The sequence below is a fragment of the Psychroserpens sp. Hel_I_66 genome (assembly GCF_000799465.1).
GTDB lineage: Bacteria > Bacteroidota > Bacteroidia > Flavobacteriales > Flavobacteriaceae > Psychroserpens.
The window spans coordinates 2141684-2154764 of sequence record NZ_JUGU01000001.1; the positions used below are offsets into that span (position 1 = coordinate 2141684).

Annotated in this window: 11 protein-coding genes; 4 read left to right on the forward strand and 7 right to left on the reverse strand. The window is 34.6% G+C overall.

The window, feature by feature from the left end:
- Positions 1–4: 4 nt before the first annotated feature.
- Positions 5–148 carry a hypothetical protein gene (locus GQ40_RS17600; RefSeq protein WP_156115566.1) on the reverse strand — a complete coding sequence of 48 codons (144 nt, stop codon included), beginning with the start codon at positions 146–148 and terminating at the stop codon, positions 5–7.
- A gap of 3 nt (positions 149–151) precedes the next feature.
- Between GQ40_RS17600 and GQ40_RS09650 the strand changes: the two genes are divergently transcribed.
- Entirely contained in the window at positions 152–1474 is a 1323-nt protein-coding gene (locus GQ40_RS09650; protein ID WP_047547870.1) for an MFS transporter, read from the forward strand.
- A 151-nt stretch (positions 1475–1625) separates the two neighbouring features.
- Positions 1626–3281 (forward strand): serine hydrolase, encoded by a 1656-nt coding sequence (locus GQ40_RS09655; RefSeq protein ID WP_047547871.1) that lies wholly within the window; start codon positions 1626–1628, stop codon positions 3279–3281.
- A 100-nt stretch (positions 3282–3381) separates the two neighbouring features.
- On the opposite strand, the gene GQ40_RS09660 is transcribed toward GQ40_RS09655, so the two are convergent.
- The 6 genes from GQ40_RS09660 to GQ40_RS09685 form a co-directional block, all read right to left on the reverse strand.
- Positions 3382–5985, reverse strand: a complete 2604-nt coding sequence (locus GQ40_RS09660) for a leucine-rich repeat domain-containing protein (protein WP_047547872.1) — start codon at positions 5983–5985, stop codon at positions 3382–3384.
- Between the two features lie 90 nt (positions 5986–6075).
- Positions 6076–6753, reverse strand: a complete 678-nt coding sequence (locus GQ40_RS09665; protein WP_047547873.1) for a peptidoglycan DD-metalloendopeptidase family protein — start codon at positions 6751–6753, stop codon at positions 6076–6078.
- A gap of 2 nt (positions 6754–6755) precedes the next feature.
- Entirely contained in the window at positions 6756–8258 is a 1503-nt protein-coding gene (locus tag GQ40_RS17175) for a serine hydrolase (protein ID WP_052184220.1), read from the reverse strand.
- 202 nt (positions 8259–8460) lie between these two features.
- Positions 8461–10005, reverse strand: a complete 1545-nt coding sequence (locus GQ40_RS09675; RefSeq protein ID WP_047547874.1) for a hypothetical protein — start codon at positions 10003–10005, stop codon at positions 8461–8463.
- Positions 10006–10051: 46 nt separating this feature from the next.
- Complete coding sequence (locus tag GQ40_RS09680; RefSeq protein WP_047547875.1) at positions 10052–10636, reverse strand: hypothetical protein; 585 nt, start codon at positions 10634–10636, stop codon at positions 10052–10054.
- A complete protein-coding gene (locus tag GQ40_RS09685) occupies positions 10620–11177 on the reverse strand; it encodes an RNA polymerase sigma factor (RefSeq protein ID WP_047551823.1) in 558 nt (185 codons plus the stop codon). Before GQ40_RS09685 ends, GQ40_RS09680 begins: the two co-directional genes overlap by 17 nt.
- A 212-nt stretch (positions 11178–11389) precedes the next feature.
- Between GQ40_RS09685 and GQ40_RS09690 the strand changes: the two genes are divergently transcribed.
- Both GQ40_RS09690 and meaB read left to right on the forward strand, forming a co-directional pair.
- Entirely contained in the window at positions 11390–11962 is a 573-nt protein-coding gene (locus tag GQ40_RS09690; RefSeq protein WP_047547876.1) for a DUF2911 domain-containing protein, read from the forward strand.
- 4 nt (positions 11963–11966) lie between these two features.
- Positions 11967–13046, forward strand: a complete 1080-nt coding sequence (meaB, locus tag GQ40_RS09695) for a methylmalonyl Co-A mutase-associated GTPase MeaB (RefSeq protein ID WP_047547877.1) — start codon at positions 11967–11969, stop codon at positions 13044–13046.
- Positions 13047–13081 lie beyond the last annotated feature (35 nt).

The window sequence follows — 13081 nt, forward strand, 5'->3', positions numbered from 1 at the left end:
ATACCTACGGAAATTTCACCACTCCAGTTTTTGTCGCTTTTCCGAAGAAAATTGCAAAACCTTCACAATCATAAAAAGAATCCTCAAAACCAAATTCGACATAATTAGAAAATAGGTCGTAATTTGCAACACTATCAAACCTATCCAACTAGTGGCAAATTCTCTACTCGATAAACTCTACAACAAACTAAATAACGAACACGGAAATCGTGTTTGCAAAGATATTACCGAAGACGCCTGCAATCACGTTACCCGTAATTATTTTCTAATCCTCTTAAGCTCAACACTCACAAAATTAGGGGATACGTTAAGTAATCCAAAAACTGTTTTAACCTGGCTTATGAGTTATGTTAATGCTCCTGTCTCGCTTATTAGTTTGGTTGTTCCCATTAGGGAATCGGGTTCTATGATACCGCAAATAGCGTTGACCAAATACATCAATAAAAAACCGATTAGAAAATGGGTTTGGGTCATTGGCTCTTGCTTACAGTTTGTTGCAATTGCCTCTATTGGTTTTATCACTTTGTTATTTAAAGGTACTCTTGCTGGTTGGCTTATCTTATTAGCTGTAGTTGTCTTTAGCTTATCACGAAGTATGTGCTCTGTAACATCAAAGGATGTGTTGGGCAAGAGCATTCCCAAAACAAGACGTGGTACGCTAAAAGGGTACACGGTTTCTGTTTCCGGAGTATTGGTATTGCTGGCAGGCTTGTATATGCTCTACAAATCTAAAAGTGATGCTACCATAGATTTTTACAGCAATGTCGTTTTTTTTGCTTCTGTAATGTGGCTTTTTGGTGCGATTATTTATTCGCGCATAAAGGAGTTTCCGCAGGCGGTTTCCGAAGAAAAAGAATCAAAGAACAAAGATGTTGTTTCTAAATTGGAGCTTTTAAAAACCGATAAGCAATTTCGTGATTTTGTCATTGCCAGATCCCTATTATTATGTTCTGCTTTGACCGCGCCTTACTATGTTGTTTTGGCACAAACCAATATTGGCAAGGAAAGCTACTTGTTGGGATTGTTTATTATTGCCAATGGAATTGCATCGATAATTAGCGCGCCTTTTTGGGGACGGTTTTCAGATCGATCCAGCAAAAACGTAATGGCAGTTTCGGTATTAATTGCTTCTGCACTGGGTATTATCGCTTACTTTATTATTTCATTTTCTGAAACTTTAAAAAGTACATTGTGGATTTATCCGCTTGCATTTTTCATCCTCGGAATAGCGCATGGTGGCGTGCGATTGGGCAGAAAAACATATGTCGTCGATATGGCAAAAGGCAACGAGCGCACCAATTACGTGGCAGTGAGCAATACCGTTATTGGCATGATCCTTTTGGTAACAGGTGGCTTGAGTGCTTTGGTATCGTTGATTTCTACGGAAGATGTGATTTTGGTATTATCGCTCTTCGGAATTTTAGGAGCCTATAAAAGCTACAGGTTACCAAATGTTGAAGCTGCGAAAGATTGAGATTCTTAAAATCGCAATACACTAAATATTAGCCTTTTAAATTTTATAATACGAGAATTTAAGGTTATTTTTATATGGAAACTTTTCAGTTTGTAACATAACTGCCAATAAGTCGTCGAATATAAAAACCAACCTTAAACACCAATTTCACATGACCCTCAATAGCGTATTTTCAAAATCGACACTCCTTTTTTTATGTTTACTATTTTCCTTATCAGCATTTGCTCAAAATTTAGACGAAAAAATCAACACGTATATTAGCGAGCAATACAATACTGAAACTCCAGCAGTTTCAGTATTAATAGCAAAAGATGGTAAAACGATCTATCAAAAAGCTCACGGAATGGCCAATTTAGAACTGGGCGTTGAAGCTATTGATGATAATGTTTTTGAAATTGGATCGATCACCAAACAATTTACCGCAGTTGCAATTTTAATGCTTGAAGAGCAAGGTAAACTAAACGTAAATGACGATATCACAAAACACATTCCAGATTATCCAACACAAGGAAAAACCATAACGATCCATAATTTACTCAATCATACATCTGGCATAAAAAGTTACACTAATATGCCAACTTTTATGTCCCTTTCACGCACAGATATGACTCCAACAGAGTTAATCGAAAAATTTAAAAATGAGCCTATGGAGTTTGATCCTGGCACTAAGTACAATTACAATAACTCTGGTTATATTTTACTTGGCCATATCATTGAAGTGGTCTCAGGAAAAAGCTATCAGGATTTCATTCAAACAGAGATTATTGATGAGTTAGGGATGGATAATTCTTACTACGGAAGCATGACAGAGTTAATTCCAAATCGTGCCAGTGGTTATTCCCAAAACGATAATGGCTATGTAAACGCCAATTATTTGAGTTTGACATTACCTTATGCAGCAGGATCAATTATGTCTACGACCGAAGATTTATTGATATGGCAAAATGCAATTAGCGCCAACAAACTTATTAAAAGAAGCACTCTAGAGCGCGCCATAAATGGTTCTAAGCTAAACGACGGAGAATCTATTCCTTATGGCTACGGATGGATCAAAGGAGACATTAACGGTTCTCCAACTGTTGAGCATTCTGGAGGTATTTTTGGATATACATCAAACGGTATTTTTCTCCCTGAAGAAAATATGTACGTCATTGGACTAAGTAATTGTGACTGTGGGAACGTGAGCTCTTTAATCACAAATATCGCTGCAATGGCAATAGGAAAACCATTTAAAGGCAAAGATGATGCTATAACGCTAAGTGAGACACAACTTAAAAAATGGGTTGGCGCATATGAGTTTGACAATAATGTTATTAGACATGTCACGATAAAGGATCAACAATTATTTAGCCTACGTGAAGGCAGCTCCAATTTGGAGATTTACCCTTTAACAGAAACCAATTTTATCTTTGATGGTGGCAATACGAGTTATGATTTTTATACTGAAAACGGAAATCGCATGGTTAAAATGAAAGTTAACGGAGAAACCATTATTGGCAAAGGTATTGACAAGATGCCTCCTGCAGAACGTGAATCTATAGACTTACCTGTAGAAACCTTAAATGAATATGTAGGAGATTACGAACTTCAGCCAGGATTCAACATCAAAATAAGCGTAAAAGATGGTAAACTCTTTGCGTTCCCAACTGGTCAGGCAGAAGTTGAGCTTTATGCTAAAGAAAAAGATAAATTCTTTCTAAAAGTTGTCGTGGCAGATATCCAGTTTAATAGAGACAGTAATGGACATGTAGAAAGTCTAACACTTTTTCAAGGCGGACAAGAAATTCCTGGAAAAAAAGTAGATTAATTTTCTCAAGAGATACTTAATTTTATTCAAACATAGTTGTCATTTTCGGTGAATCAAGAATGGCAACTATGTTTTTGTTATGTTGAAATTATTATGAGACTTATTCTTTAATAAACTTTTGCGTTGATTCACTAGTATTCGACGAAAGCTTAATTACATAGACACCTACTGACAATGCTTCTAAATCGACTGATCTTTGTATTTCATTTCCGTAGAAAACGATTGTTTTTAATAAACGTCCGTTAACATCGTAAATTGAAGCTTTTTCTATGTTTACTTCGGAATTTATAAAAAGCTTATCACTCACTGGATTAGGAAACATCTTAACTCCAGCACTTAATTCTTGATCTACTATTGACAAATTATCTTCAACAGTTGTTGTATAATCATTAGTAATAATAGGAAAGTTGAAATCGAAATAGATTTCTGCATCATTACTAAATGTATCTCCAACTGCTAAAGTTTCTAAAGTCTTGATTTTAAATACGACATAACCATCATTATTGGCATCATCAAAAGGTAAATCGATATTTTCAAAAATGAATTCAACATTGTTTGCATTTTGAATTCTGGTTACAAAATCGTGACTTGCATCTAAAGGAATAATTGTACTTATATCATATTTGCTAGTATCAATCTCATCTTTAATAACAACATTTACAGCATTAGCTGTGCCTGTATTTTCAAACCGAATCATATAATGTACGTATTCTCCAACCATTTCCTCTCTAATAAAATCACCTTCTAGGCAGGTTTTATCGTTTGGATCGAATGAGTTGACTACGGTTTGGTTTAAAGTGAATACGTTATCGTTTGGAGTTTCATCTAAATCACTAGATGAAATAGTTGTAACAAAGTCTAACACATCATCTCCATTTAATGGGAAATTTGCGTCTGTTGGTGTATTGAGATTCATTGTAAAATTGATTGCTCTTGTTTCAAAAGGTTGCAAATCAATGTAATTCCAACTCAATTGGTTAGGAATTTGATCATCTACCACTGGACTTGATGACACAAAACTCATAACATCATCTGTGAATGCTAAATCGACACTTCCAGATAAAATGGTAGTTCCTTTATTTTTATAGGTAAGTTTATAATCTGTATCAAATCCTGGTCTTGCTTGCTGTAGAGGAATAATTACTATCTCTAAATCATTGAAATCTCCATTTGGAGTAATACAAAAATCTTGAGTAAAAGGACTTGAATCTGACGGAAAATCAACAATCACGCTAGCAGGAGATACCATGTAATAAGAAGGGTGCTCAAACTGTGGTGTTAGCTCATGAGCGCCTTCTTGAAGAGGAATATTATAACTTCCAGATTCACTTGCCACTACTGTACCACCATCTGAGCTACTATTAATCGAAAATTTCATAAATGGAAATACTGGATCATTAACATCGCAGCCATTTGTATTTGTATCAATTTTGTTTTCTCCTTGGATTGTGAAAAATTCGCCTCCTGGGGCAAATGAACAAAACGAGTTGAGTTGCACATTTGAATAACCGTTGGCATTTAAATTACTTTGCACGCTAGAAAACTCAAACTCATCAGCACATATATATGTCAAATTAGGCATATCGTTTATTGGGAAAAATACGTTATTTGAGATACTAGATCCATTTTTAATAAATAAATTTTCTATTAGACTTCCATACAGAATAAGAGAGAATATTTGCGGACTATTATTAACACTAAGACTGGTCATTGGAGTTTCAGCAACATTTACTGTTGTTAATTCACTTAATAAACTTAAATCTATCGAGGTAATATTGGTATTAGATATTCTCAACTCCTCTAAAAGCAAGTTATTAGTAACATCTAACACATCTAGTTGTGTACCGTTTAGATTAAGCCCTCTAAGCATTGAATTTTGTGATACATCTAATTGTGTTATTGGACATTCATAAGCAAAAAACTCTTGAAGGTTATTGAAATTTGTCAAATCAACCTCATTAATAGTAGTGTATGAAATTGACAAAATCTCTAAACTTATATTTTGACTTAAATCTATACCAGATATTGAATTAGAGCTTATACTTAATTCAGTTAAATTTTGATTTTGAGTCACATCAATTTCAGACAGTTGATTACTCGAAACATTTAATTTTTCTAATAAATTTAAATTAATTAAAGTCAATAATGAGATATTATTTATAGAACATATTAATTCTTTTAGTAATGAATTGGGAGTATTAAGAGCTAAACTGTTTATCTGATTATTCGAGCAATTAACATACTCTAATGCTGGATTTACTGTTAAATCTGATAATGATGTTATTTGATTATTAGAACAATCTAAATATTCTAATTCTATATTTTGACTTAGGTCTAATGTAGTAAGATTAGCATTGGCAAATTTTAATTCCTTTAAATTTATATTTAGACTTAAATCTACTTCATTTATAGGATTATTTTGATTTTCAAGCTTTTGAAGATTTACAAAAAAATCTATACCATCAATAGATTGAATATTATTAAAAATTATACGCAGGGATTGTACTGCTTCGGCTTCTGAAACTTGAATTTCTCCATCATCATTTAGATCGACATCGCTATCAAAAATGCCATCATTATCTGTATCTACACATTGGGTTAATGCTAATACTAATTTAAAGTTTTCGTCAGGAATATCAATTATTTGAGATTGGGATATAAAGACTGTAAAAAATGCGAATAAAAACAAGTAAGTATGTTTCATATGGTAGATTATATAATACAAGTATATTGTTTATTGTTGGATTACTGAAAAAATCAAAAATTAATAAATGGAATTTAGTTTGATTTAGAATTAATCTAAATTCAACAACAACTCAGGGTCCAAACAATTCCCTCTATAAAACTCCAAATCCTTTTTAGAACAAACACCAGGATAATCACCAGCAATACCTTGCAAATCCTGAATAATCTGAAAATGTAAATGTGGTGCATAATCGCCATTAACGCTAGCATCTCCTAAAGTGGCAATTTGCTCTCCTTTTTTAAAGGTTTGCCCTACTTTGAGATTTTTTATAGATGCTAAACTTAGATGTCCGTAAAGCGTGTAGAATTCTATATGCTCAATGTTGTGTTTTAGAATAATCGTCGGACCATAATCGCCATGATTAGTGTTGTTTTTAAAACTGTGTACCTCAGCATCCAAAGGTGTGAATATGGGAGTTTCTTCAGCAATCCAAAGATCGAGACCCAAATGGATATTGCGTTCGGTTTCTGGGTTTGTGTCCCTAAAATATGTGCTTCGTTGGTAAATGTTTCTGGTTTCGATATAACCACCATAGGCTACTTTTGCACTATGTTTCTGTTTATGGCTATTGATGTATTGTTCTAAAATTTCCGAAGATGACACATCGATCGCATTTAATTCCTCGTTGGTTTTTGATAAATCGAGTGCAACATAATCTGATTTTGATATTGACGATTCCAATACAGGACTGGCTTTGACCGATTTTAAAAGTTGTAATAATGACATTATTAATTTTTTAAAGCGGTTTCTAATGCTTCGGCTTTATCCTTCGCATAATCCAAACTGTTATCCATTTCATAGCATTTTTTAAAGTTTGCCAACGCTTGGATAGAATCGCCTTGCATCAACAACGCATCACCATAACTATCATAGACGTTTGCAGATTTTGGATGCTCGTTCATATTCAATTTAAAGATTTCGGTTGCTGCATCTAATTTGTCTTCATTGAGCAATAGATAGCCCAATTGGTTGATATCGCTTTCACTCACTCGATAATTAATCGTGTCTGTTTTTTTGGTATTATAAAATGAAATAGCCTCATCAATATCTTTCTCAAAAATACGTTTGGCCATTTCTTTGTAAACAGATTTTCTTGGCATTTGGTATGTTTCACCAGCGCTCAATCGTTTCATATTATTATAAATTGATCCAAAATGTTCTGCAGAGTCATTGGTTAAAATGATATAACCGTTTTTATCGTCAACTTCATTATGCAAAAATGTCGCAAAACCAACCCAACCACCAGAATGGCTGACCACTCTTGGCTCTCCAGGATCATAATCTAAAAACCACCCAAAACCATAACCTGTATTTTCGCCATCATTAGTTTTACCGGTTACCCAAGCTTCATCTAAATACGCTTTAGGGATGATGGTGTGATTTGCCAAAGCCATATTCCATTTGTAAAGATCATCTAGAGTTGAGTAAATGCCACCATCTCCTCTTACAGCGTTGAGCATATGATAATCGTTAGATATGACATCCTTTTGATTGAGTGATTTACTATAGCCAAAAACACGATTTGGCATATTTGCATCTGACTCAATTTGATAGTTGTAAACTCCAGTGTTTTTCATACCAATAGGATCAAAAACTTGTTCTTTCAAAAATGTCCTCAAATGTTGACCTGATATGGTCTCAACAATAGAAGCCAATAACAGATATCCAGTATTGCTGTATTCCCATTGTTCTCCTGGCTGAAAATCCAACTCAGGTGCTATACGATAATATTCTTTCAACACCTCATCATTGCCCAAAATATATTGCTTCGTAGAATCTTCTACAACATAATTTTCTGCCATTAAACGTTCATAATCTGTAAGTCCAGACGTGTGGTGCAATAATTGACGAACCGTAATATTCTCATACGGGAAGTCGGTTAAAATCGTATTCACTTTTTGGTCGTAATCCAATTTTCCAGCTTCCTTTAACTTCATAATTGCCATACCTGTAAACTGCTTACTTACTGATGCCAAACGGAATTGAGAGTCTAAGTCTAAAGAATCGGTTGGGTTGATAGATCGTAAACCGTTAGAGCTTTTAAATATAATTTCTCCATCTTCATAGACCAATATATTTCCTGTAGAAATGCCCTCTGCCCTCATGGCATCCACAAATTTTGCATACTCAGTTTTTGTGTGTTCTGCAACATCGGTTTTAGAATTGTCTTTACATGAAAAAAAGCATGCCGAAAAGAGACACACTACAAGCAATTGTTTGATTGAAGTCATAATTAGGTTGGTTGATTATAATTATACCTTATAAAGATAAGCGATTTAATGAATTGTTACTAAAAGTTTTAAAATGTGTTCTTTTTCTTCGGAAACTGGAAGACTCAACAGTTTTCTTATGGATAAGAAATTAAGGATTAATTATAAGATTCCGCATCAAGTGCGGAATGACAGGACTTAAAAAAAAATTGCATAACTTTTACTACTCCTTCAAAGCAACGTCACTAAACTTAGCATTAATGACAATTGTCTTGCCAGATTTATTGGTGTTTGGATGATTATTAATTGTTTGTTGAGACGTCAACTCATCATTTAATCGCGAGCGGTTCCCTTTAAAATACATACTGTAGTCTACCGTTTTGTTGGGTAATTTTATAATGGCTTCACTGTTTTCTAAAATAATATTAAGATTTGTAAAATCTTCTGTAATATTTGAGATCGACAAATCACCAAAACTACCATCTATGATGGCAGTTCCGGTTAAATTATCAATGTGCATATCAGACGAGTTACTGTTTAATCTCAAACTTGAAACCATAGCAAGATGTGCGTCATCAACATATTTTAAATTGAGTTCGCCATCGCTCCAGGTCGTAACATCTATTGGAGAATAGGACACATTGATGGAAGTCGCGCTTCCATCAATATGATTTGCCAATACAATAGCGTGAGAAATATTTGCTTTTAAATTATAAATTACAGAAGACATTTTGAGTTCACCATGTCTCACGTTCATATTTAATTTTGCATCCTTTGGCATTTTGATTTTGATAATACGTTTTACATTATCGCCTTTGCTTTCAAAAAAATCTGATAAATGCTCATGACGTTTCTGGTTGGCTTCTAAACGTTTTACTTGAACTTTTTCCATTTTTTCTCGACGCTTCTCCATCATTTTTTGACTAGCTTCCATACGTTTCTCCATAGTTTTGGCCCGTTCTTCCATTTGCTTACCGTAGCGTTCTCCCCAAGCTTCCATTTTTTTAGACCATTCACCATCAAAACGCTTTCCGAATTCTTCTCCCCAAGCTTCCATCTTTTTACCATAGTCCTCGCCAAACTGCTTTCCAAATTTTTCTCCCCAGGCTTCCATGCGCTTTTCGTAAGAGGAAAAATCTACTTTCGCCATTTGCCTTCCCCAATTTTTCATTGGTTCTCTCAAATTTTCCGGATAATCTCTACTCCATTTTTCCAAATAGGCTTCACCTTCTTTTTTATACGCTTCAGTATCAAAGCTCACATTGGTTATACCGTTTGGTAAGGTTGGTAATTCTGGCATTTCTGGTGCTTCTGGCACTTCCAATCGTGCCATTTCTGGTAATTCTGGTAACTCAGGCATTTCTGGCATTTCTGGGATGTCTGTAAAATCCATATCACCCAAAGCCTCTAATGCACTTAATGCTTCAAAATTCATGTTGTCGTAACCTAATCTGTTCCATGAACCGTGGGAACCATTAGAAGATATCTTAACATTACTTCCAGAGCCTTCGACCTTTAAGTCCCATTCATTTAGAGCTTCTTGCAGCTCTTCTTTAGAAAGCTTTTCTCCTTGTACGTAGGCTTCAACTTCTAAGGTATTCTTGTTCCATGTGTCAATTTCTATTTGCACATAGCTGGTATTCAAATCGATTTCTACATTTTTCGTGACATCGATTTTCTTTGACACTTTAGTCAACTTTTCTTGTGCAGAAACGCTTATAGCGACACAAAAAAATAGTAGTGACATTAATTGATATGTTGTTTTCATTGGATTGTTTTTTTATACTGAAATAGTATGCATTCACACTATTTGGTTATACTTTGATTTTTTGTTCTTCCGAAGTATTTAAATCATTTAATTGGTCTTTTAAGCGATACAATAAATTGAGTCTTAACTTAAGATTGTCTATCAGTGCACTTACGGTTAACTCATTTGGCCCATGCTCGGTTAGCTCTACCGAGAGGCGTTTGTATTCTTGATTTAACTCTGCAAGTCTTATAACGTAACCATCAAATAACTCTTTATTTTCTGGTGTTTGTTTTACTTTGGACAATTCTAAATTGATGTTTGCTAAATAGTAATCCTCTACCTTTTTAAAATCTGGAGAGATGTCTCCCAATGATTTTAATTGGTCATCTTTAGACGGGTTTTTGGTATCGACGATTTCCGAAGGAATCACTTTTTCTGTATTAAAAAATGTGTTCGCTCCAAAACCCAATCCAATTAAGATCACAATACTTGCTGCAATTTGTAACACACTGAAACGTTTTTTGATTGATGTTTCAACTGGCTGAGCCTCGTCTAATTTTTTGAGAAAACGTGCCTCGTGACCTTCGCTCATTTTTTGTGGCGACTGTTGTTGCTCTTTTTCAAATAATGTTCTAATATCTCGTGCCATTTTTTATGGGTTTTAACTGTTCTTTCAATTTTGACTTCCCTCTTGAGAGCTGGGTTCTTGAGGCGACTTCTGTAATGTTTAAAATTTCGGAAATCTCTTGGTGATCATACCCTTCAACCAAATACAACATCACGACGTAACGGTATTTGTCTGGTAGGTTTTGAATTGCCAACTTGATCTCATCAAGTGTTATTGCATCGTCAACTAACCATTCGTTTTCATAATTGTCGTCAACGACCTTGAGGTGCACCTCTTCCAATTCTTGCAAATGTTGCTTCTTGGATTTTAGGCAATCGATACTTTTATTAATCACGATACGTTTTAACCAGGCTCCAAAAGTGACTTCGGCTTTGTATTGATTGAGTTTTGAAAATGCTTTAATAAAGGCTTCTTGTACGATATCTTCAGCTTCCATAGAATCCTTTACAAAACGCATTGCAACTGCCAACATACCATCGCAATATTGATTGTATAGTTGTAATTGCGCAGTGCGATCATTCTGCTTGCATTGTTCAATGATATCAATTTGAAGTGTATTCAAATCTCTCTTGGTTTGGTTATTTATCAAATAAATCAATTACTTCTATTTGATATGGGTTCATTATAAAGACGAGTCAAAAAAAGGAGTGTTGCAAAAAAGTATAAGATTTTTTAAAATTTATAAGAAATTCAGACAAAATCTCGTTAACTAATGGAGTTGGCACATCAAATTAATTTATATTTGAAGTCAATTATTTACATTATTTCATTGCTATGAACACGTTTTTAAAACGCCTACTTATTTTATTGTCTATTGTGGCTCTAGGCCTATTTTTATATTCATACTTTGTGGAAGATATTTTTTCTCCTCGACTGAGTCCTAAAGATACAGTAGAATTTAAACTCAATGATCTTAAATTAGAGGTGTTCTATAACAGACCTTCAAAAAAAGGACGTGATATTTTTGGAGCCTTAGTACCTTTTAATAAAGTATGGCGAACAGGAGCAAACGAAGCAACGACTTTTGAGACCAACAAAGATTTAATGGTTCAGGGTATTTATTTGCCGAAAGGAATATATACGTTGTGGACCGTTCCCAAAGATTCAACCTGGAATGTAATGTTCAACAAAAAACAATATGAATGGGGAGTTGATGAAGAAATGCAACCCATGTGGGATCCCAATTACGATTTATTAGAAATTGACGTACCTGTAGAAAAATTAGACACGACCGTAGAGCAATTTACAATAGCTTTTGATAACTCGATAGACGACCTCCACCTAACTATGGCTTGGGATAATACAAAAATTGCAGTACCTTTAAAAGTATTTCAAGACCAAAAATAAAGGCATTTTGTCTAAAAAATCAAAATCATCTGCATTACATGAGACAGATGGTGTATCGCAATCTGATATTACCAATCTATCTTCTATTAAAAAAATTCAAAATAAAAGAAAAGCCAAACTTGATACGGAAACTTTAGTTGCCGAAATTTTAAATGGCAGCATTACCGCTTTAAGCAGAGCCATCACGCTTGTTGAAAGTTCTAATCCAAGCCATTTAACACAAGCCAATGAGGTTATTAAAGCATGTTTACCAAATGCAAATGCATCTATTAGAATAGGTATTACCGGAGTTCCTGGCGTTGGAAAGAGCACGTTTATTGAAGCCTTGGGACTCTACCTCACTGATCTTGGTAAAAAAGTTGCTGTTTTAGCAGTTGACCCTAGTAGTAGCTTGAGCAAAGGCAGTATTTTGGGTGACAAAACCAGAATGGAAGATTTGGTAAAAAATGATAATGCCTTTATTAGACCTTCTCCTTCGGGAACCTCACTTGGTGGAGTAGCTCGTAAAACCCGTGAAAGCATCATCTTGTGTGAAGCTGCAGGTTTTGATACAATTATTATTGAAACCGTTGGTGTGGGCCAAAGTGAAACCGCAGTTCACAGTATGGTGGATTTCTTTTTACTGCTTAAAATAGCAGGAGCGGGCGACGAACTTCAGGGTATTAAAAGAGGGATCATAGAAATGGCAGATGCCATAGCCATCAATAAAGCCGATGGAGACAACTTAAAAGCTGCTAAGTTGGCTAAGGTAGAATTTAATAGAGCATTACATCTGTATCCGCAAAAAGCATCAGAATGGCAGCCGAAAGTTACGTTATGTAGTGCTTTGCATCGAGAAGGAATCAGTGATTTATGGCAGCACATTTCAGAATATATGGATTTCACAAAAGCCAATAACTATTTTGAAACTCATCGTACTGAACAGAATAAATTCTGGCTTTTACAGACTATTGAAGACCGATTAAAATCTGATTTTTTCAATCAACCTAAAATTAAAGAAGCGCTCCAAACACAATTGCAATTAATTGAGGAAGGAAAAACAACACCTTTTGTTGCTGCGGAGTATTTGTTGACATTGCAATAAATTATCAATTAAGATATTCTTGGAACCACCAATTT